We start from the raw sequence: 21,309 nt of genomic DNA, 5'->3' as shown, positions 1-21,309 counted from the left end.
ACAAAAATAGCCCTTCGGATAAAATCCGAGGGGCTAGAAACGTTGTTAAATCAACGGCCGAACTTTTGAATTTCAAGGTTCGGGATAAAATAGTTCACTGAACTATTTTATTTTTTCAAGTTGTAGAATGATTTCAATCCACGGTATTCTGCTACTTCACCAAGTTGGTCTTCGATGCGAAGCAATTGGTTGTATTTAGCGATACGGTCTGTACGTGAAAGTGAACCAGTCTTGATTTGTCCTGCGTTAGTTGCAACTGCGATGTCAGCGATTGTTGAATCTTCAGTTTCACCTGAACGGTGTGATACAACGGCAGTGTAACCAGCTTCTTTAGCCATTTCGATAGCTTCAAAAGTTTCAGTAAGAGTACCGATTTGGTTAACTTTGATAAGGATTGAGTTAGCAGCACCTTCTTGAATACCACGTTCAAGGTAGTCAGTGTTTGTTACGAAGAAGTCGTCACCAACAAGTTGTACTTTCTTACCAAGACGTTCAGTAAGAGCTTTCCAACCATCCCAGTCGTTTTCATCCATACCATCTTCGATAGTGATGATTGGGTATTTGTTAACCAATTCTTCAAGGTAGTCGATTTGTTCTGCAGATGTACGAACAGCAGCGCCTTCACCTTCAAATTTAGTATAGTCGTAAACTTTACGTTCTTTATCGTAGAATTCTGATGAAGCACAGTCAAATCCGATAAATACGTCTTTACCTGGAACATATCCAGCAACTTCGATCGCAGCAAGGATAGTTTCAACACCGTCTTCAGTTCCTTCGAAACGAGGAGCGAATCCACCTTCGTCACCTACGGCAGTTTCCAAACCACGTGATTTAAGGATTTTCTTAAGAGCGTGGAAGATTTCAGCACCGTAACGAAGAGCTTCTTTAAATGTTGGCGCACCAACTGGCAAGATCATGAACTCTTGGAAAGCGATTGGAGCGTCAGAGTGAGAACCACCGTTGATGATGTTCATCATTGGAGTTGGAAGAACTTTAGTGTTGAATCCACCAAGGTAGCTGTAAAGTGGGATTTCAAGGTAGTCAGCAGCAGCACGAGCTACAGCGATAGACACACCAAGGATTGCGTTTGCACCCAATTTACCTTTGTTAGGAGTACCGTCAAGAGCGATCATAGCACGGTCGATAGCTTGTTGATCACGTACATCGTAGCCAATGATAGCTTCAGCAATGATGTTGTTTACGTTGTCAACAGCTTTTTGTGTACCAAGACCACCGTAACGAGATTTGTCACCGTCGCGAAGTTCAACTGCTTCGTGTTCACCAGTAGAAGCTCCTGATGGAACCATACCACGTCCGAAAGCACCTGATTCAGTGTAAACTTCTACTTCAAGTGTTGGGTTACCGCGTGAGTCTAGGACTTCGCGAGCGTAAACATCAGTAATAATTGACATTTTTTACTCTCCTTATGAGTTAAATTTTTTACACCTCTATAATACCTTAAAACCCCTCCTTTTTCAAGAAAAAACGTTATCTTTGTGCAAATTTTCCTTAACTTTATAAAGTAATCGCTTTCTTTTGTCTGTTTTATTCTAACTTTTATGATATACTGTTTTCATGACAGATTTATCAAAACAATTACTTGAAAAAGCTCACGGTGGGCCAAAAATTAATCCGGATGAGCAAAGACGCTATCTTGGCACTTTTGAGGAAAGAGTTCTTGGATATGCAGATATTGACACAGCAAATAGTCCTCAGTTAGAAAAAGGCTTTTTATCCATTTTAGAAAACCTTCAGGAAAAAGCCGAGCCACTATTTGTGAAGATTTCACCAACTATCGAATTTGACAAACAAGTTTTCTACTTAAAAGAAGCAAAAGAAACTGATAGTCAAGCTACCATTGTATCTGAAGAGCATACTTCTTCTCCTTTTGGCCTGATTATCCATAGCAATGCACCAGTACAAGTAGAAGAAAAGGATCTTCGACTTGCTTTTCCAAAACTTTGGGAAGTTAAAAAGGAAGAACCAGCCAAAACATCCTTATGGAAGAAATGGTTTGGCTAAATCTTGCGCATATTTAATAAATTCCCTATATTGGCAGCCGTATGCTCCAAATAGAGACTGGCATTTTTCAAACTATCTTCTAGAGGTTCACTTTTCTCCAAAATTGAAAAAGCCGCTTGGATATTCTCAAATGGTAGGGAAGGTAAATCCTCAGCAATACTACCACAAATAGCAATGACAGGAACTCCGACAGGGGTTCTTTTTGCTACGCCTATCGGCGCTTTACCTGCTAAACTTTGACGATCTAGCCTTCCTTCTCCTACAACTACCAAGACAGCATCTGCAACTTTCTTATCAAAGTTGATTAGATCCAAGCAGGTATCTATTCCAGATACGATTCTTGCCTGAGCAAAGGCACACAAACCGGCAGCAATGCCCCCACCAGCTCCTGTTCCTTTAATTTCTAATGTTGCAGGTGAAACTTTTTCATAAAAATCTTGGATTGCCTGATCTACGGCCTCAAACATAGTAGGATCTAGGCCTTTTTGTTTGCCAAAAATATAGGTCGCACCTTGAGGACCACATAAGGGACTCACGACATCTGCTAAAATACGAATTTGCACATCTTCAGGAATTTCATAGCGATTTTCTATTGAAACAGAAGCTAAGTTCAATAAGGATTGACCACAAGAGGGCAAGACATTTCCATTCTTATCATAAAATTGATAACCTAAACCAGCAGCAATCCCCAGTCCTCCATCATTACTGGCCGTGCCACCAACACCGATATAGATATCTTTAATCCCTTTAGCAATGAGATGGCGAATCAACTCTCCGATACCACGAGTTTGGATTTGCAGTGGATTTCGTTTCTCTATCGGAATCTTTCCAAGACCAACCAAGTCATCTACTTCAAATAGTGCCAGTTCCCCTTTTTGAAAATAGCGCATGGCTTCTTTTGGTCCAAAAGGTCCTGTAACTTGGATCCATTTTTCTTCAAAGTCAATAGAATGTCTAATAGCATCAACGGTACCTTCTCCCCCATCACCAATAGGGCAGAGAAGACATTCTACATCTGCTATTGATTGTTGGAAGCCTCTTTTAATAGCTTCAGCCACCTCTTCAGCGGTCAAGCTTTCCTTAAATGAATCTGGTGCAATTACAATCTTCATATTTTACCCCATTCTAACCAGTCAATCAAAGGAAGAACTTCTAAAAAATCTCTCTTATCAACATAATTCGGTATTTCTTTTTTGAGCACTTCTTTGGCACAAAAGGCGATTCCTAGTCCTGCTGACTTCAACATTAATAAGTCATTAGCCCCATCACCGATTGCAATCGTTCTTTCTTTAGGAAGTTTTAGTTTATCTCTCCATTTTTCCAGAGTCTCTTTTTTGACCTCAGGACTTATAATTTGTCCAATCAATTTTCCAGTTAAAAGACCATCTTTGACTTCCAGTTGGTTGGCAGAGAAATGGGCAATGCCAAGTGATTTTGCTAATCGATCAACTATTGGTGTAAATCCACCGGACACCAGACCAACTAGGATGTCGTTCTTTTGGAGAATAGAGATAAATTTCTGGGCATTTGGCGTTAGATGAATAGTGTTGAAGACTTTATCAAAAACCGAAATAGGAAGACCTTCCAAGAAGGAAACTCTTTTTCTTAAACTACTTTCAAAGTTCAACTCTCCTCTCATTGCCCGACTTGTAATCTGCGAAATTTCTTCCTCACGACCTGCCTCTCTTCCCAACAAATCAATCACTTCTTCTAGGATTAAGGTTCCATCAACATCCATAACACACAATCCTTTTACTTGAGACATCACTCCTCCTCTCTAAATAGCCCAAAAATCGTATGAAATCATCATACGATTTTATCTATTAATTAACTAAACTATGGTACAAGTCAAGGTATGACCTGCAGGCTGTATCCCATGAGAAATCACACTCCATAGCTTGTTTTTGTAGATTTCTCCAAACGTCAGGATGGTTTCTATACAAGTCCAATGCTGTTTGGAAAGTCCAATTCAACCAGTAAGGAGATAGATTGTCAAAGCTAAAGCCAGTACCGCTTCCTTCTATTGGATTGAAAGCGCGAACGGTATCTCGCAAGCCACCAACTTCATGGACCAATGGCAAGGTTCCGTAACGCATAGCCATCATTTGAGACAAGCCACACGGTTCAAAACGACTCGGCATGAGGAAGAGGTCACAGGCAGCATAGATTTCTTGAGCTAGTTTGACATCAAAAGTGATATTTGCTGATAGCTTGTCTGGATAGATTTGAGCAAACCATGAGAAGGCTCCTTCAAAGGCTGGGTCGCCAGTTCCCAAAAGAACAATCTGAACATCTTCTTGCAAGATCTGGTGCAGACTTTCGACCACTACATCAAAACCTTTTTGACGTGTCAAACGAGAAACAATTCCCACCAGAGGAACGTCAGCTCTAACTGGCAAGCCAACTCTCTCTTGTAATTTTGCCTTATTCTGTGCTTTTCCAGACAAATCGTCCTGATTAAAATGATAATCTAATAGGGCATCCGTCTGAGGATTATACAGATCATCATCAATCCCATTCACGATACCAGAAACTTTACCAGACTCCATTCGAAGAATCTGATCCAAGTTACATCCAAACTGACTGGTCATAATTTCATGAGCATAACTAGGTGAAACGGTTGAAACACGGTCAGCATAAAGAATACCTGCCTTCATCCAGTTCAGACAGTTGTTCCACCGAAGGGTGCCATCAGCATAACGCTCAAAGCCAACTCCAAACAAATCCCATAACATTCCTTCTGAGAATTGTCCTTGGAATTCCAAATTATGAATGGTTAAAACAGTTTTTATTCCTTGATAGGCTTGAATCCAACGGTATTTTTCCTTTAACAAGAAAGGAATCATAGCTGTATGGTAGTCATGGACATGGAGAAGGTCAGGAATAAAGTCAATCCTTTCCATGGCCTCAATGGCAGCAAGTTGGAAAAAGGCAAAGCGTTCTCCGTCATCAAAATCACCGTAAACATGACCGCGGAAGAAATAATATTGGTTGTCAATAAAGTAGAAAGTCACACCGTTTAAGACTGTTTTCTTAATTCCACAATACTGTCTGCGCCAACCGACACTCACCTCAAAATGAAGAACATCTTCAATCTGATTTCCAAATTTAGCCTCTACCATGTCATAGTAGGGTAAAATCACTGCAACTTCATGCCCAGCTTTTACCAGTGATTTAGGAAGAGCGCCAATGACGTCTCCCAAACCACCTGTTTTTGAAAAGGGTGCACCCTCTGCTGCTACAAATAAAATTTTCATGAATGAATATCCTCTGTTACTTTGCTACCTTTCTTAACGACAACTGGATGTTCTGCAGTTCCTCGAATCACAACACCTGGCTCAACTTCCACACCCTTGTCCAAGATAGCATATTCGACCTGAGCACCTTCTCCAATAACAACGCGAGGGAAGAGTAGACTATCTTTAACCAAGCTATCCTTATGGACATGAATATTACGTGATAGAACAGAATTAGCCACTTGACCTTCAATGATACTACCAGAAGCAAACTGAGAAGTACTTACCTTAGATGTATTGGCATAGTAAGTTGGCTCTTCGTTTTTGACCTTTGTATAAATCTTTTGATTTGGTGAGAAGAGAGAGTAGAATTTTTGTGATTCAAGCATATCTTTGTTAGCTTGATAATAAGACTCTACAGAGTGAATATTTGCCAGATAACCTGTGTACTCGTAGGCAAAAGCCCCTTCTTTTGCAGCCAAATCCCGTAAAACATAGCGCAACTTCTCTGGATGTTCTTTCTTAGCTTCTTCTTCTAAGCGTTCAATCAACCAAGGTGTATCAACGACAAAGATATCTGTAGACATGTTATAGATTTGATCTGGTAACTTGCTATCAAAGAGTTTATGAGAACGAACATGGTCTGTTTCATCCACTTCCAAGATTGCGTTTACTTCTGAAATGTCTTTCTTAGCTAGCTTTTTATAAACTACAGTGATAGGTCCCTTTGTTGTACTATGTAGATGGAAAACTTGGTTCAAATCAATGTTAATCAAGACATCGCAGTTGAGGGCAACCGTTTGGTTTGAGCCAGAACGTTTCAAATAAGTAAGAAGCTGTTGGTAGTATTCTTTTCCAACTGTGCTACTTTCTACACGGGTATTGTAAATACCTAGATAATAGTGACTGAGAAGAGTTGATAAGCCCCACTCACGTCCTGAACGGATATGGTCAAAGACAGAACTGATATTATCTTGTTGGAAAATACCAAAGATACTACGGACACCTGCATTAGCAAGACTTGAAAGCGGGAAGTCAATCAAGCGATATTTCCCACCAAATGGCAAACTAGCTACTGGACGGTGGTCGGTCAATGTTGACATATCATGAAAACCAACTGTGTTTCCTAAAATGGCAGAATATTTATCAATCTTCATCTGTTGCTACCCCCACTACTTCATCATATCCTACAACTTGTACTTCTTCTGTTCCATCAATTTCGACACCATCAGAAATAACTGCGCCTTCACCAATAATGGCACGTTTGATTTTAGCTCCCTGACCAACAATTGCACCACTCATGATAACTGAATCTACTACTTCTGCCCCTTCGCGAACTTGCGCACCTGTTGAAAGGATAGAATGTTTAACAGTTCCATCTACAAAACAGCCATCGACAACCAAGGAATCTTCCACATGAGCATTTGCCCCAAGGAAGTTTGGTGGTGAAATTAAGTTTCTTGAGTAAATCTTCCATTGACGGTTACGGCTGTCCAAGGCATTCTCTGGAGAAATGTACTCCATGTTCGCTTCCCAAAGCGACTCAATCGTACCAACGTCTTTCCAGTAACCATTAAATTCGTAGGCATAAACACTTTCACCTGACTCAAGGTAATTTGGAATGACATTTTTACCGAAGTCTGACATATCGACATTGCTCTTTTCAGCAGCAACGAGCATATTGCGCAGACGTTGCCAATCAAAAATGTAAATTCCCATAGAAGCTTTGGTAGATTTAGGTTGAGCTGGTTTTTCTTCAAATTCAACAATACGATTGTTTGCATCTGTATTCATGATACCAAAACGGCTAGCTTCCTTAAGAGGAACATCAAGAACTGCGACTGTCAAACTAGCATTATTATCCTTGTGTGACTGGAGCATATCATCATAGTCCATTTTATAGATGTGGTCCCCAGAGAGAATTAGGACATACTCAGGATTGACACTGTCGATATAATCGATATTTTGGTAAATAGCGTGACTAGTCCCTTCGAACCAACGATTTCCTTCACTTGCAGAATAAGGTTGAAGAATAGAGACACCAGAATTGATACCGTCTAGTCCCCAGCTTGAACCATTCCCAATATGGTTATTGAGAGCAAGTGGCTGGTACTGTGTAATGACTCCAACATTGTGAATCCCTGAGTTGGCACAGTTTGAAAGAGCAAAGTCAATGATACGGTAGCGCCCACCAAATTGCACAGCTGGTTTTGCGATGCTTTGAGTGAGTTTACCGAGACGAGTTCCTTGCCCACCAGCAAGAATCAAAGCTAACATTTCATTCTTCATTTTCTACTCCTTTTTGGCTTTTATTTGTGACGGTTTTTGCAGATTTCAAGCGACGTTTGATTTTCCAAACACTTGCTCCCATAGCCGGTAGGGTAAAGGTTAAGGTCTGCTCATAATCTTTCCATAGTCCTTCTTGCGTTTGAACAGTTTGATTATGTTCTTTCCAAACGCCTCCCCACTCTTCTAACTCAGTATTCCAGACTTCTTCGTAAATCCCTGCAACAGGCAGACCAATGGTAAAATCTTTTCGTTCAACAGGTGCCATATTAAAGACGCAGACTAGCATATCATCCTTCTTCCCCTTACGGATGAAGGAAAGAACACTCTGGTCTCTATTATCCGCATCGATGATTTCAATGCCATCATAACTAGTATCAATTTCCCACAGACAGCGGTGGTCTTTGTAAAACTGGTTTAGCTGAGAAGTGAAATACTTCATCTTAGCATTCATTGGATCTTCTAGGTTTGACCATTCCAACTGTTCTTCAGATTTCCATTCTAGGAATTGCCCATATTCACTACCCATGAAGAGCAATTTTTTACCTGGGTGACAAATTTGGTAAGTGTAGAGATTGCGCAAGCCTGCGAATTGATTGTAGCGATCTCCCCACATCTTGTGCATCATACTCTTCTTGCCATGAACCACTTCATCGTGCGAGAATGGTAGGAGATAATTCTCCTTGAAGACATACATAAAGCTGAAAGTCACCAGGTTAAAGTCATATTTACGATAAATCGGATCTTCTTCATAGAAACGGAGAATGTCATTCATCCAACCCATATTCCATTTATAGTCAAATCCTAGACCATCTGAATCCCTAGTGTCAGTAATCTGAGTAGCAGATGAACTTTCCTCAGCTATCATCATAACGTCTGGATGAACTAGTTTAATCACATCATTCAAGCGTTGAAGGAAATAATAACCCTCATAGTTGAGATTGCCACCATCTTTATTAGGAGTCCATGGAGCATCATCGTAGTCAAGATAGAGCATGTTGCTAACCGCATCCACGCGAATACCATCTAAATGATAAAAATCAATCCAGAACTTAATACTAGAGATCAAGAAAGACTGGACTTCATTCTTTCCAAGATCAAAATTAAGTGCTCCCCAACCGTAGTTATGAGCCTTATTATGGTCTTGGTATTCAAAAGTCGGTGTTCCATCATAATAGGCCAAGGCATCATCATTGATAGTAAAGTGACCAGGTACCCAGTCTACAATAACGCCTATATTGTTTAAGTGACATTCCTCAACAAAATCTTGAAACTCTTCAGGACGACCATAGGCATGCTCTAGAGCAAAGTAACCCATAAGCTGATAGCCCCAACTCAAACCTAGTGGGTGAGACATCAGAGGCATAAACTCAATGTGGGTATAATTCATCTCAACCAAGTAAGGAATGAGTTCATCTTTCAATTGAGAAAAACTATAGGGGCTGCCATCAGGATTTCTCTTCCAAGAACCAGCATGAGTCTCGTAAATATTAACAGGACGCTCTTCAAAGCTCAAGCGTTTTCTACGGGCTAGCCAGAGACCATCCTTCCATTTTTTTTCTGGAATATCTGTTAAAATAGCACCAGTCCCAGGTCGTGCCTCATACCGTACAGCAAAAGGGTCAATCTTCATCAGCTGATGACCATTTGCACGTGTGATATGATACTTATAAATTTGACCTTCTTGAGCAAGACTGGTAAAGACTTCCCATACTCCAAATTCATTCCGTTCCATCGGAATTTGATGTTCAACCCAATTGGTGAAATCCCCTACCAAGTGAACAGCCTGAGCATTGGGTGCCCATACACGAAAAGTGTAGCCATACACACCATTTTTTTCTTCCCTATGAGCTCCCAGATAGTGCTGGAGGTGAAAATTTTTACCTGTTATAAAGGTTTCTAAAGCTTTTTTCTTATCCATACACCCTCCTGTTTCTGTAAGCGCTTTCTATAGATTTATTATACTACCTTTTTAGGGAAGATTCAAGTAAATTACGGAATTTGCTAAAAATTCTTTTGAAAGTCTTCAACAAATTCACTGATGTATTCACTTGTAAATCAAGGAATTTTCAGAAACGCTTTGAAAACGAAATGTTTTTTTACAATACTATCATAAAGTTCGTTATTTTACTAACAAAAAAATAATTTTAAGTAAAAAAGAAACCAGGAAATGAATTTCCTGATTTTATTAACAGATAAAGCACAACAAATGAATGTAAATTGTAAATCTATTCTACAAAACTTTAAAGACGCTGGCACTGACGCCACCAACCATGTCTTTATCACTTAAATGGCTATTGGTCACCAATAGTTCTAGATTTCCTGCATTTTCAAACTGGAAGTCTTGCCCTTTAGCATTAAAGACAACCAGTAAATGTTCTTCCCCATGAATCTCATAGACAATCCAACCACTATGTTCGTGGGCTGAATGAACAAAGACATGATGGTAAATATCATCATAAGTTGGGTAAGAAAAGGCACTGGTTTCTGTCTTCAATCGAATCATATGACGGATAAAGTCAATACTGTCTTGACGCTCATTAATCAAATCCCAGTTGACTTGATTCACGCTGTCAGGAGCATTATAGCTATTCATAGCACGCTCTCTATCATCATGTGTCAACTCACCATTTTCACCAGTCGCAACCAGTTTGGTACGACCAAATTCTTGACCGATTTCCATAAAGGCCATCCCTTGCATGAGTAGGTTCATAGCTGTGGCTGTCTCAACCTTGCGCATGATTTGTTCTGAACTTTGGTCTGGATGAAGAGTTGCCAATAAATCGTGAAGATTGTAATTGTCATGGGCTTCCACATAGTTAAGCACTTGATTTGGATGTATATAGGTTCCTAATTCACGACTGCCTAGGATTGCTTTGGCAAGAATTGGCTCTGTCGCAGCACCGCTGACAAAACCTGATTTAATTGCACCGTAAACTTCTCCACCTTTTACAGCATCACGCTGATTGTCATTAAAGAAACCAATATTTGGCATCTGGTAGGCATTGTCTTTCTTGGCCTTATCATAAGGCGCAAGACCTGTTCCCATATCCCAACCTTCTCCATAAAGGATAATGTTAGGGTCAATTTCATCCAAGCTCTGACGAATCATCTGCATGGTCTTAACATCATGAATCCCCATCAAATCAAAACGGAAGCCGTCAATATTGTATTCCTGCACCCAGTATAGAAGAGAATCAATCATATACTTGCGGAACATTTCGTGTTCACTAGCTGTTTCATTTCCAACACCCGTTCCATTCTGGAAGGTACCATCTGGATTCATACGATAGTAGTAATCAGGGACAGTTGTTTGGAAAGGTGCATCAACTACTGAGAAGGTATGATTATAGACCACATCCATAATAACACCAATACCCGCATCGTGATAGGCTTGAACCATGGCCTTCAAATCACGAATGACCTGAGCTGGATCATCTGGATTAGTAGAAAGGCTCGTTTCTGGTGCATTATAGTTTTGTGGGTCATAACCCCAGTTGTAGGTTACATTCCCACCCGCATCATATTCTTTGTGACGGTCTGCAATTGGTTGCAATTGAACATAATTATATCCCAGCTTCTTGATGTAATCAAAAGCAGTTGACTGACCATACTGGTTAACTGTTCCAGTCTGAGCAGCACCCAAGAAAGTTCCTCGAAGATGTTCATCCACACCTGAGGTCGGTGATTTGGTCAAATCACGAATATGCATTTCACAAATAACTGCCTTACATGGATTTGCCAAGCGCCAAGTAGCATCAGAACCGTGCTTGACCTCAAAATGTTCAACTTGCTTCTCATCATGACCAAGAATTGCTGAACGTTTGCCATCAGGACTGGTCGCGATGGTATAAGGATCGCGTGTCACTGTTTGGTGATGAGGGAATTGAACTTGATACTGATAAGCCTTACCAGTCAAATCTTCCTCAACATCCAAACTCCAGACACCGATTGTATTGTTCTTATGATTATAGGAGTAGCTATTGCCTCTCTCCATCTCAAAGGTCTTCCAAACAGGAGCATCGTTAGCGGCAGATTCATAAACGACAACCTGCACTTCTGTCGCTGTCGGAGCCCAGAGAGCAAAATGAGCTTGATTATCCTCTACCCGGCACCCCAATTCTCCTTGGTAACCCCAATGATGGTCAAAACTGGCACTGTTAATAGCCTTATCAAAGGCAAAAGGATTTTGATTTTTATAGAAAGGACTAGCAATAGCAGGATTTTCAGAATAATAAATTCTGTCATCCCCTTCCAAAATCCAAACCTCTGTTAAAAGAGGATAGTGATTAAAACGGATAGCATATTCTTTACTGGTTTGACCTGTATGAACCACAAAATTCAAGCTTTCTAGGGCATAAGCACTTGGGTGTTCAAAACTAAATAAGGCACCAAAATAATCTTCTTTGTAGGTCAGCAAATCAATTCGCTGGTCCTGACTTTTTACAAAAGAGCAAGTGTCATATTCTCCATTCTTGCGATGGTAATGAATGCGCATAGGGTAGTTATACATTGTTTATTTTTCCTTTTTACTTCTATTTTCTTTCTATTTCACTAATAATTTTTTGTCAATCTCGTCTCAATTAATAAACATAGTCATATTATCTAAACTCTGTTTTTAAACGATCATTACAAACTTTCTAGCCAAGCTTCATCTCGAACTTCGATACCAAGTTCTTGTGCTTTTTGCAGTTTGCTTCCAGCATCTGCTCCTGCAACGACGAGGTCGGTCTTTTTAGAAACACTGCCTGTTACCTTGGCACCCAGATTTTCTAGTTTGCTTTTAGCTTCTGAGCGCTTGAGCCGTTCCAATTTTCCAGTCAATACAACGGTCAAACCTGACAAGGCTGCGTCTGCTGCTACAGTCTGACCTTTATAGGTCAAATTGACCCCAGCTTCTCTCAATTCTCTGAGGAGAATTTCAAATCCATCTGTAGCAAAGTAAGTCTGAAGACTCTTGGCAATCACACCACCCAGACTCTCAATACTAGCCACTTCCTCTGGATCTGCCTGGGCCAGATTTTCAATCGAGTGAAAATGTTGAAGTAACAGCTGACTGGCCTTGCTTCCGACATGGCGAATCCCTAGTCCAAACAAGAGCTTTTCAGCAGAATTTTCCTTTGAATCTTGGATGGCCTGATAAAGTTTACCAGCGGACTTTTCCTTAACCCCCTCTAAAAGGAGGAAATCTTCTTCTTTCAAACGATAAATATCTGACACATCCTTGACTAAATTAGCAGCAAAGAGCTTCTCAACAATAGATGGACCAAAGCCTGTAATATTCATAGCATCACGAGAAGCAAAGTGAATCAAGCCTTCCATGATTTGGGCAGGGCAACGCGGATTGATACAACGCAGGGCCACTTCATCTTCAAAGTGCAACAAGCCGGAGTTACAACTTGGACAGTTTGTAGGGATATCTAGTTTTTCTTCAGAAACCCGTTTGGACTCTACCACACGTAAAACGGCAGGGATGATGTCACCAGCCTTATATACAATGACCGTATCGTCTTTACGAATATCTTTTTCAGCAATATAATCCACATTGTGTAGGGTTGCACGGCTAACAGTTGTTCCAGCTAGCTGAACAGGGGTCAGATTAGCAGTTGGAGTCACAACACCGGTACGACCAACTGTCCAATCAACTGACAAGAGTTGAGCTTCTTTTTCTTCAGCAGGAAACTTGTAAGCCACTGCCCACTTTGGAGCCTTGACGGTAAAACCAAGTTCTTCTTGGCTTGCTAAGTCATTAACCTTGATCACCACACCATCGATATCATAGGGAAGACTGTCTCGTTCCTGTCCTACTTCTTGGATAAAATCCCAGATTTCACCTATATTTTCAGCCAAGATTCGCTTAGGATTGACCACAAAACCAAGTTGTTCAAGGTGCTTCAAAACCTTTTCTTGGCTATCACGAGTTGAAGGGCTGGCTTCTTGATAGAGGAAGGTAGCAAGATTGCGCTTGGCAACTACTGCTGTATCCAACTGTCGCAGGGTGCCTGCTGCCGCATTCCGAGGATTGGCAAATTCAGGCTCTCCATTTTCTTGTCGTGCTTGGTTGACCTGGTCAAAAGAAGAGCGTGGCATATAACATTCCCCACGAACTGTAATATCAAGTTCTTCTGGTAAGGTCAAAGGAATGTCCTTAACACGCTTGAGGTTTTCCGTGATATTCTCCCCAACAGAACCGTCTCCACGTGTTGCACCAGCAAGCAAAATCCCCTTTTCATAAGTCAGCGAGATAGACAAGCCATCGATTTTCAGCTCACAAATATAGGTTGGATGGGCCACTTCCTTACGAACACGCGCATCAAAAGCTTCAAGCTCCTCACGTGAAAAAGCATCCTGCAAACTATAAAGAGGATACTGATGACTGTATTTTTCAAAACCATCTAAAACCTTGCCACCAACACGATGGGTCGGACTGTCTGCTAACACTTGATCTGGGTAGGCAGCTTCTAATTCGACCAACTCACGGTAAAGACGGTCATACTCACTGTCTGAAACCGACGGATTGTCGCTGGTATAGTACTCAGTCGCATAGCGATTGAGCAAGGCGACTAACTCATTCATTCTTTTATTCATAAAACCATTTTACCATAAATTAAACCCTTCTCACAAACGAGAAGGGCGGAAAAAACACTTAGATTGGAATTATTTTGAAGTCCAAGCAAACTTATGTCTCTTTTTCAAAATGAGTTCGAACATAAATAAACGATATACAAGACAAGATGATAACACCACTTCCAATTATCAGGAAAGAAGAGAGATGTACACTTGGCAGGACTGTCATAAATCCTTTTGCAATAGGCATAAATAGAATAGCTAAGGTAAAAATTGTACTTAGTACTCTCCCAAGAAATTCGCTCTCAACCTTGGTTTGTACTCGAGTAAAAAAGTGAATATTAAAAATCGTCATAAACAATTCACAAACTAAATTTCCAGAAAAGGAAAGCAAATTTGGAAGTGGTAATCCCATTATAAAAACTCCGACATCTGTCAAAGCTAGTAAAATCAAAAGATTATAAACATTAGCTTTAATTTTACTAGCTAGAAGAGCCCCAATGATGGAACCAATAGCCCCCATAGTTAAAATACTTGCATACGCTCCTTCTGACCCGTAAAGCTGATTCGAAAAGGGGAGGAGAAATTCAAAAGCGGCAAAAAAGAAATTAACGCTGGAAGCTACTAGCAAAAGGAAGAAAATTTCTTGCTGATGCCAGATATAGTGTAACCCATCCTTGATATCTACAAAAATATCTCTCCCAGTAAAAGCCTTTTTCTCTTGAACTTTTGCTTCCTCTTTTGGAAGGAAAGCCACTAGAATAAAAGCAATGAAAAAAGTCAGCGAGTCTAGCAGTAGCGTCATGTGGAGACTTGCAAATTGTAAAACAAGGAAGGAAAGAACAGGAGAGCTAACACCTACAACCTGCAAAACCAGCTCTAAGCGAGAGTTATAGATCACAATCTCATCTTTCTCAACAACCTCAGTTATAATGGCTTTATTAGCTGTACGAGAAAAGGCAAAAGCAATAGCCTGAACAATATTGGCAAAAATCAAAGCTCCAATCATCCAGCTGTCATTCCTTATAAAAGAAATAGCCAGACAAAGAATCCCACAAACAAGGTCTGTCACCATTAAAATCTTACGACGAGAAAATCGGTCTGATATAACTCCACCAAAGGGATTGACTAGAATGGATGTGACGAGTTCAGAAATCTGATAAATCCCTAGAACTGTCTGTCCTATCGTTCCCATTGATGCCAACCAAACACTGTTTCCATAATCATAGAGCATATTTCCTATCTTGTTTATAGCTCCTCGACTAATCAACTGTACTGCGTATCGATTCATAAAAACTCCTCTCAAATTTTGAAACTATTGTATCAAAATTTGGAGGAGTTTCTCATTTTTCCCATATTCAGGAAAATTAATCTTTGACAAATTTTTCGTAGTGTTCCTGATAGTAGGCTACTTGCTCTGGGAGACCTAACACGTCAAAAATATACATGGCCTCTTGCATTTGCTTACAACCTTCTTTACACTGTCCTTTTTGATATAAGGCAAAACCTTTTAGGTAATGTAAAATATTTCGTTCATAAAGACTAATGTTTTTACCGATAATCTTCTCTGTATAAGTCTCAAAATAGCTTGCATTGTCAAAAGAAAGATGCTCTAAACAATGCTGGTAACAATTGAGGGCCAAAATCAACACCAATCTCTTATGGCGACCAATCTCTTGGTAAAATTCTTCCCTCTCCATGACTTCTCTACCAATCCGAGTGACATAGTTCACATCGTAGAAACTATAGAGGTTCCCGAAAAGAATCAATTCATACATGGTCCATTCTTCCGTTTTGAAGAGATAATCTGCTACTTTATCCAAATCATCTTGCTTCATATCATAACTCGAATCTCTTTGACAAATCAGACCTTGTAGCAAAATCCAGTTCAGCTCAAAATAAAGGGGAGTCGTCGAACTCTTAGCCTTTTCAAGTTGTTCTTCTTGAAGCCTTTGAAAACCTGCAATATTATTTGAATAGTAAAGGGGCACAATTTGTCCCATCATGGCAACATGTTCATGATTATGGAAATCCCTAGCCTTGTCCATGAAATTTTCGATTGTTACATGAATGTTATCCAAAATCTCAAAGAAACGCGAGACTGCTAGGTCAGACTCCCCAAGCTCAAAGCGAGATAACTGAGAGGTTGAACAGGACTCCCCTGCCGCCTCCTTTAAAGAATAATTTCCACTTGTACGAAATTCACGAAATACTTTTCCAAGATGTTCCATCTTTACACCTGCTCTGATAATTCTTCCCACTCAAGCATGGCTTCTTCCTGACGGTGGCTGATTTTGTCCAGTTCAGCCTGCAATTCCATGAGTTTATCTGCATCGTTGGTTTCCAGCATTTGTTCAGAAATGTCTTGGCTTTGACTTTCTAACTCTTCGATTTCAGCTTCTAGACTTTCAATTTGTCGCATGAGTTTGCGAACTTCTTTTTGACTTTCTTTCTGGGCCTGGTAGTCATTAACTGGACTTGATTCTTTTACTTGATTGTTAGTTGAAGCTTCCTCAGCCTGAGTCATTTCTACTTCTGCTTTCTTCTCAACATAGTAGTCGTAGTCTCCAAGGTAGAGAGTCGAGCCATTCTCAGACAATTCTAGAACATGAGTTGCCACACGATTGATAAAATAACGGTCGTGGCTGACGAATAGAAGGGTTCCATCAAAGTCAATCAAGGCATTTTCTAGCACTTCCTTGCTATCAATATCCAAGTGGTTGGTCGGCTCGTCAAGGATCAGGAAGTTGTTGTTTTCCATAGACAGTTTAGCAAGAAGTAAACGTGCTTTCTCCCCACCAGACAGCATGCCGACTGATTTTTTAACATCATCCCCTGAGAAAAGGAAGGCACCGAGGCGGTTACGAATTTCAACTTCAGGTGTCAGTGTAAAATCATTCCAGAGTTCATCCAGCACAGTATTACTTGCTGTCAGCTTACTTTGAGTTTGGTCATAGTAACCCACCTCCACATTAGCGCCAAAGCGCTTCTCTCCCTTGATAAAAGGAATTTGATCCACTATAGACTTGATAAAGGTTGACTTGCCAATACCATTGGGACCAACGATAGCGACAGCATTCATCTTACGAAGGTCTAAGTTGATAGGCTCTGACAATATTTCCCCATCATAGCCAACAGCCGCATTTTCAACATTCAGGACAACATTCCCCGACGTTTTCTCAGACTGGAAGGTCATGTTGGCAGATTTCTTGCCAGCTTCAGGCTTGTCCAAACGCTCCATTTTTTCCAATTGTTTACGGCGAGATTGGGCACGTTTGGTCGTTGAAGCTCGGACTAGATTGCGATTGACAAAGTCTTCCAGAGCAGCAATCTCCTTCTGCTGCTTTTCATAGTTTTTTGCCTCAGTAGCTAGTTTTTGCTCCTTCAACTCGACAAAACGAGAGTAGTTGCCCACATAGCGATCCAAGGAATGCTTGGTCAAATCCAGCGTAATTGTCGCAACCTTGTCCAAGAAATAACGGTCGTGGCTGACGATAATGAGGGCACCGCTATAGTTTACCAAGTAATTCTCTAGCCAAGCAATAGTTTCGATATCCAAGTGGTTGGTTGGCTCGTCCAAGACCAAGAGATTGGGCTTTTCAAGGAGCATTTTAGCCAGTGCCAGACGAGTATTTTGACCACCCGAAAGCTCGGCAATTTTCATCTGCCACATAGATTCATCAAACTTAAATCCATTTAAAATCGCTCGTATATCAGCTTCATAGGTAAAGCCCCCTGCTTGGCGAAAATTCTCAGATAAGCGGTCGTAATCTGACATCAGTTTATCCAAATCAGCACCAGACTTTTCTCCCATCTCCAACTCCATCTGACGAAGTTGTTTCTCTGTCCGACGTAAGTCATCAAAGACATGAAGCATCTCATCGTAGATGGTATTTTCAGACTCAAAACGGCTATCTTGGGCTAGGTAAGACAGAGAAATATCTTTTTTCTTATTGATTTCTCCACTAGTTGGCTCCTCTTCTCCAACTAAAATCTTCAAAAGAGTAGACTTACCTGCTCCATTTTTCCCAACAAGGGCTATCCGATCACGTTCATCAACTTGTAGGTTTATATTATCAAAAAGAACCTCTCCTGCAAAAGAACGTTCAATTTTATTAGCTTGTAAAATAATCATAAGAGTAGTATAGCATGTTTCCCTAAGGCATTCAAGACTTGATAAACCAGCATATGACACCACTATTCTGAAAATTATGCTACCGTTTTACTAAAACGCTAAAAAGTGCTATAATGTGAACGGTTAAAACAATTTACAAAAAGGAGAATTTCAATGTCTTACCAAGAAAATTACCAGAAATGGGTTGATTTTGCGGAGCTTCCTGACTACCTTCGTCAAGATTTGGAAAATATGGATGAAAAAACGAAGGAAGATGCCTTCTATACAAATCTTGAATTTGGTACTGCAGGTATGCGTGGTTTGATTGGAGCTGGTACAAACCGCATCAACATCTACGTTGTTCGCCAAGCTACTGAAGGATTGGCTCGTTTGATTGAGTCAAAAGGTGGAAACGAAAAAGAACGTGGTGTAGCAATCGCCTACGATAGCCGTCACTTCTCACCTGAGTTTGCCTTTGAATCTGCGGCAGTTCTTGCCAAACACGGCATCAAATCTTATGTATTTGAAAGCCTTCGTCCAACTCCAGAACTCTCATTTGCAGTTCGTCACCTCAACTGTTTCGCAGGTATCATGGTCACAGCTAGCCACAACCCTGCACCATTTAACGGATACAAGGTTTACGGTGAAGACGGTGGACAAATGCCTCCACACGACGCGGACGCTTTGACTACTTATATCCGTGCAATCGAAAACCCATTTGCAGTTGAAGTTGCTGATGTGGAAGCTGAAAAAGCTTCTGGCTTGATTGAAGTTATCGGCGAAGCTGTCGATGTTGAATACCTGAAAGAAGTTAAGGACGTTAACATCAACCCAGCCTTGATTGAAGAATTTGGTAAAGACATGAAGATTGTCTACACACCACTTCATGGTACTGGTGAAATGTTGGCTCGTCGCGCTCTTGCCCAAGCAGGATTTGACTCTGTTCAAGTCGTTGAAGCGCAAGCAACTGCCGATCCTGACTTCTCAACTGTAAAATCTCCAAACCCAGAAAGCCAAGCAGCCTTTGCCCTTGCTGAAGAACTTGGTCGTCAAGTTGGCGCAGATGTTCTTGTGGCAACTGACCCTGATGCTGACCGTGTTGGTGTTGAAGTTCTTCAAAAAGATGGTAGCTACCTCAACCTTTCAGGTAACCAAATCGGTGCTATCATGGCTAAATACATCTTGGAAGCCCACAAAAACGCTGGAACTCTTCCTGAAAATGCAGCCCTCTGCAAATCTATCGTATCAACTGACTTGGTAACGAAGATTGCTGAAAGCTACGGCGCAACTATGTTCAACGTTTTGACAGGTTTCAAATTTATCGCTGAAAAAATCCAAGAATTCGAAGAAAAACACAATCACACATACATGATGGGATTTGAAGAAAGCTTCGGTTACTTGATTAAACCTTTCGTACGTGATAAAGACGCTATTCAAGCCGTTCTTGTCGTTGCTGAACTTGCTGCCTACTACCGTTCTCGTGGTTTGACACTTGCTGACGGTATCGAAGAAATCTACAAAGAATACGGCTACTACGCAGAAAAAACTATCTCTGTTACCCTTTCAGGTGTTGATGGTGCTGAACAAATCAAAGCGATTATGGCTAAATTCCGTAACAACGCTCCAAAAGAATGGAATGCAACAGCTATCACTGTAGTAGAAGACTTCAAGGCTCAAACTGCCACTGCTGCTGACGGTACTGTTACAAATTTGACAACTCCTCCAAGTGATGTTTTGAAATACACACTTGCTGACGGTTCATGGATTGCTGTTCGCCCTTCAGGTACAGAACCAAAAATCAAGTTCTACATTGCAGTTGTAGGTGAAACCAACGAAGAATCACAAGCTAAAATCGCTAACATCGAAGCAGAAATCAATGCTTTTGTAAAATAAAGCCCTATAAAAGATGAGACCAACCAATCTCATCTTTTTTTCGTATCAAATCTAAGCAATTTTAGAAACTTTATGGCATACTAGACTTATCAATGAAAGCGAGGTAATCTCATGGAACAATTTTTAGATAATATCAAAGACCTTGAAGTCACTACAGTAGCGCGTGCGGAAGAAGCTCTTGATAAAAAAGAAACTGCAACCTTCTTTATCGGTCGCAAAACTTGCCCTTACTGCCGTAAATTTGCTGGTACCTTGGCAGGTGTCGTAGCTGACACTAAAGCTCACATCTACTTCATCAACAGTGAAGAACCAAGCCAACTCAATGAGTTGCAAGCATTCCGCTCACGCTACGGAATCCCAACTGTACCAGGATTTGTTCACATTGCGGATGGACAAATCAATGTCCGTTGCGACTCTTCAATGTCAGCACAAGAAATCAAAGATTTCGCTGGATTGTAAAAAAGCCACTCATCGAGTGGTTTTTAAATGGTTAAAATTACGTTTTTTCAAGCAAATCTTGTATCATCCGATGCAGTTCTTCGATTTTCTCAGATTGTTTCTCTATTAATATTCTTTGGCCCGATAATTCGTCTTGGAGTTTATCAAGTTTTATCTGTTCATCTGGATTATCTTTTACAAAAAAGTTCGTCAAGGCACTTGTTAACATTCCTATTGTACTAATCCCTACCAACATTAATAAAAAAGCTAGCCATTTCCCAAAAAGGGAAACTGGAACAATATCACCATAACCAACAGTGGTTACTGTCACAAGAGCCCACCAAAGACTATCTGAGAAAGATTTTTCTTCAACTACAGATAAAATTGAACTTCCTACTAGAACAATAAAAATATTAACATACAAGATATAAATCAGGCCATTTGTCCGTAAGAATCTACTAATTTTTCTTTCTAATTTACCTGTAAGTCCAATTATTCTAAGTAAACGAGTCAGTTTCAGTAATTTTGTCAGCCTTGCTAAGCGGAAGATACGCCCTAATCGCAATACTGTAAAAATAGCATTTAAAGGAAGGATAGCTAACAAGTCAAAGATATTTTCAAGTATAAACCTCCATTTTGCTTTACTTGAAAAGAACCGCCAACCATAATCTACCACAAACACAAACCAAAGTAGCAAGTCAATAATACTGTATGGAGGACTGTCTAAATCAATCATCTCAGCAAATCCAAGTA

At 40.4% G+C, this 21,309-nt stretch carries 16 protein-coding genes; 3 read left to right on the top strand and 13 right to left on the bottom strand.

All coding sequences use genetic code 11. The annotated features are described in order from the left end of the window. Nucleotides 1–107: 107 nt before the first annotated feature. Nucleotides 108–1,412, bottom strand: a complete 1,305-nt coding sequence (gene eno / locus O3599_RS05275) for a surface-displayed alpha-enolase (RefSeq protein ID WP_371512207.1) — start codon at nucleotides 1,410–1,412, stop codon at nucleotides 108–110. 163 nt (nucleotides 1,413–1,575) lie between these two features. Between eno and O3599_RS05270 the strand changes: the two genes are divergently transcribed. Beyond that, nucleotides 1,576–2,022, top strand: a complete 447-nt coding sequence (locus O3599_RS05270) for a YueI family protein (RefSeq protein ID WP_033681759.1) — start codon at nucleotides 1,576–1,578, stop codon at nucleotides 2,020–2,022. Here O3599_RS05270 and O3599_RS05265 read toward each other — a convergent pair. The 11 genes from O3599_RS05265 to O3599_RS05215 all read right to left on the bottom strand — a co-directional run bounded on the left by O3599_RS05265 (nucleotide 2,019) and on the right by O3599_RS05215 (nucleotide 18,246). Continuing rightward, a complete protein-coding gene (locus tag O3599_RS05265) occupies nucleotides 2,019–3,134 on the bottom strand; it encodes a glycerate kinase (RefSeq protein WP_371512205.1) in 1,116 nt (371 codons plus the stop codon). The two genes, O3599_RS05270 and O3599_RS05265, sit on opposite strands and share 4 nt — an antisense overlap. Then, nucleotides 3,131–3,787, bottom strand: coding sequence for a phosphoserine phosphatase SerB (serB, locus tag O3599_RS05260; protein WP_261017863.1), 657 nt, complete (start codon nucleotides 3,785–3,787; stop codon nucleotides 3,131–3,133). Before serB ends, O3599_RS05265 begins: the two co-directional genes overlap by 4 nt. Before the next feature lie 58 nt (nucleotides 3,788–3,845). Then, nucleotides 3,846–5,279: a glycogen synthase GlgA gene (gene glgA, locus O3599_RS05255; RefSeq protein WP_261017864.1), complete on the bottom strand. Its 1,434-nt coding sequence runs from the start codon at nucleotides 5,277–5,279 to the stop codon at nucleotides 3,846–3,848. Further along, nucleotides 5,276–6,415, bottom strand: coding sequence for a glucose-1-phosphate adenylyltransferase subunit GlgD (gene glgD, locus O3599_RS05250; protein WP_101776712.1), 1,140 nt, complete (start codon nucleotides 6,413–6,415; stop codon nucleotides 5,276–5,278). The genes glgA and glgD overlap by 4 nt, the downstream gene beginning before the upstream one ends. Continuing rightward, nucleotides 6,405–7,547 (bottom strand): glucose-1-phosphate adenylyltransferase, encoded by a 1,143-nt coding sequence (locus O3599_RS05245; protein WP_000787251.1) that lies wholly within the window; start codon nucleotides 7,545–7,547, stop codon nucleotides 6,405–6,407. The genes glgD and O3599_RS05245 overlap by 11 nt, the downstream gene beginning before the upstream one ends. Next, nucleotides 7,537–9,465, bottom strand: coding sequence for a 1,4-alpha-glucan branching protein GlgB (gene glgB / locus O3599_RS05240; protein WP_000358392.1), 1,929 nt, complete (start codon nucleotides 9,463–9,465; stop codon nucleotides 7,537–7,539). The genes O3599_RS05245 and glgB overlap by 11 nt, the downstream gene beginning before the upstream one ends. Before the next feature lie 312 nt (nucleotides 9,466–9,777). Then, on the bottom strand, nucleotides 9,778–12,057 hold the full coding sequence (pulA, locus tag O3599_RS05235; RefSeq protein ID WP_247939486.1) for a type I pullulanase: 2,280 nt from the start codon (nucleotides 12,055–12,057) through the stop codon (nucleotides 9,778–9,780). A 116-nt stretch (nucleotides 12,058–12,173) separates the two neighbouring features. Next, a complete protein-coding gene (gene ligA, locus O3599_RS05230; RefSeq protein ID WP_247939487.1) occupies nucleotides 12,174–14,132 on the bottom strand; it encodes an NAD-dependent DNA ligase LigA in 1,959 nt (652 codons plus the stop codon). Nucleotides 14,133–14,223: 91 nt separating this feature from the next. After that, on the bottom strand, nucleotides 14,224–15,402 hold the full coding sequence (locus O3599_RS05225; protein WP_143952048.1) for an MFS transporter: 1,179 nt from the start codon (nucleotides 15,400–15,402) through the stop codon (nucleotides 14,224–14,226). Between the two features lie 76 nt (nucleotides 15,403–15,478). Beyond that, the gene (locus O3599_RS05220; RefSeq protein WP_247939488.1) at nucleotides 15,479–16,342 is read right to left on the bottom strand and encodes a MutR family transcriptional regulator; all 864 of its coding nucleotides are present in this window, start codon (nucleotides 16,340–16,342) and stop codon (nucleotides 15,479–15,481) included. Nucleotides 16,343–16,344: 2 nt separating this feature from the next. Then, nucleotides 16,345–18,246 carry an ABC-F family ATP-binding cassette domain-containing protein gene (locus O3599_RS05215; RefSeq protein ID WP_247939489.1) on the bottom strand — a complete coding sequence of 634 codons (1,902 nt, stop codon included), beginning with the start codon at nucleotides 18,244–18,246 and terminating at the stop codon, nucleotides 16,345–16,347. Nucleotides 18,247–18,399: 153 nt separating this feature from the next. On the opposite strand from O3599_RS05215, the gene O3599_RS05210 reads away from it, so the two are divergent. Next, complete coding sequence (locus O3599_RS05210; RefSeq protein WP_000121686.1) at nucleotides 18,400–20,118, top strand: phospho-sugar mutase; 1,719 nt, start codon at nucleotides 18,400–18,402, stop codon at nucleotides 20,116–20,118. A 111-nt stretch (nucleotides 20,119–20,229) separates the two neighbouring features. Further along, nucleotides 20,230–20,577: a thiol reductase thioredoxin gene (locus O3599_RS05205; protein WP_000434630.1), complete on the top strand. Its 348-nt coding sequence runs from the start codon at nucleotides 20,230–20,232 to the stop codon at nucleotides 20,575–20,577. A gap of 37 nt (nucleotides 20,578–20,614) precedes the next feature. Here O3599_RS05205 and O3599_RS05200 read toward each other — a convergent pair whose 3' ends face one another. Further along, the gene (locus tag O3599_RS05200; RefSeq protein WP_000566124.1) at nucleotides 20,615–21,292 is read right to left on the bottom strand and encodes a potassium channel family protein; all 678 of its coding nucleotides are present in this window, start codon (nucleotides 21,290–21,292) and stop codon (nucleotides 20,615–20,617) included. Nucleotides 21,293–21,309 lie beyond the last annotated feature (17 nt).

Source organism: Streptococcus sp. 27098_8_103, assembly GCF_041432345.1.
GTDB lineage: Bacteria > Bacillota > Bacilli > Lactobacillales > Streptococcaceae > Streptococcus > Streptococcus mitis_BV.
This window is presented reverse-complemented; position numbering and strand designations above follow the sequence as displayed.

Bases quoted from the DNA above. Each gene is read 5' to 3' on its own strand.
- O3599_RS05210 (WP_000121686.1), top strand. From the start codon at position 18,400: ATGTCTTACCAAGAAAATTACCAGAAATGGGTTGATTTTGCGGAGCTT.
- glgD (WP_101776712.1), bottom strand. From the start codon at position 6,415: ATGAAGATTGATAAATATTCTGCCATTTTAGGAAACACAGTTGGTTTT.
- O3599_RS05265 (WP_371512205.1), bottom strand. From the start codon at position 3,134: ATGAAGATTGTAATTGCACCAGATTCATTTAAGGAAAGCTTGACCGCT.
- eno (WP_371512207.1), bottom strand. From the start codon at position 1,412: ATGTCAATTATTACTGATGTTTACGCTCGCGAAGTCCTAGACTCACGC.
- serB (WP_261017863.1), bottom strand. From the start codon at position 3,787: ATGTCTCAAGTAAAAGGATTGTGTGTTATGGATGTTGATGGAACCTTA.
- O3599_RS05200 (WP_000566124.1), bottom strand. From the start codon at position 21,292: ATGATTGATTTAGACAGTCCTCCATACAGTATTATTGACTTGCTACTT.
- O3599_RS05270 (WP_033681759.1), top strand. From the start codon at position 1,576: ATGACAGATTTATCAAAACAATTACTTGAAAAAGCTCACGGTGGGCCA.
- O3599_RS05205 (WP_000434630.1), top strand. From the start codon at position 20,230: ATGGAACAATTTTTAGATAATATCAAAGACCTTGAAGTCACTACAGTA.
- glgA (WP_261017864.1), bottom strand. From the start codon at position 5,279: ATGAAAATTTTATTTGTAGCAGCAGAGGGTGCACCCTTTTCAAAAACA.
- glgB (WP_000358392.1), bottom strand. From the start codon at position 9,465: ATGGATAAGAAAAAAGCTTTAGAAACCTTTATAACAGGTAAAAATTTT.
- O3599_RS05225 (WP_143952048.1), bottom strand. From the start codon at position 15,402: ATGAATCGATACGCAGTACAGTTGATTAGTCGAGGAGCTATAAACAAG.
- ligA (WP_247939487.1), bottom strand. From the start codon at position 14,132: ATGAATAAAAGAATGAATGAGTTAGTCGCCTTGCTCAATCGCTATGCG.
- pulA (WP_247939486.1), bottom strand. From the start codon at position 12,057: ATGTATAACTACCCTATGCGCATTCATTACCATCGCAAGAATGGAGAA.
- O3599_RS05220 (WP_247939488.1), bottom strand. From the start codon at position 16,342: ATGGAACATCTTGGAAAAGTATTTCGTGAATTTCGTACAAGTGGAAAT.
- O3599_RS05245 (WP_000787251.1), bottom strand. From the start codon at position 7,547: ATGAAGAATGAAATGTTAGCTTTGATTCTTGCTGGTGGGCAAGGAACT.
- O3599_RS05215 (WP_247939489.1), bottom strand. From the start codon at position 18,246: ATGATTATTTTACAAGCTAATAAAATTGAACGTTCTTTTGCAGGAGAG.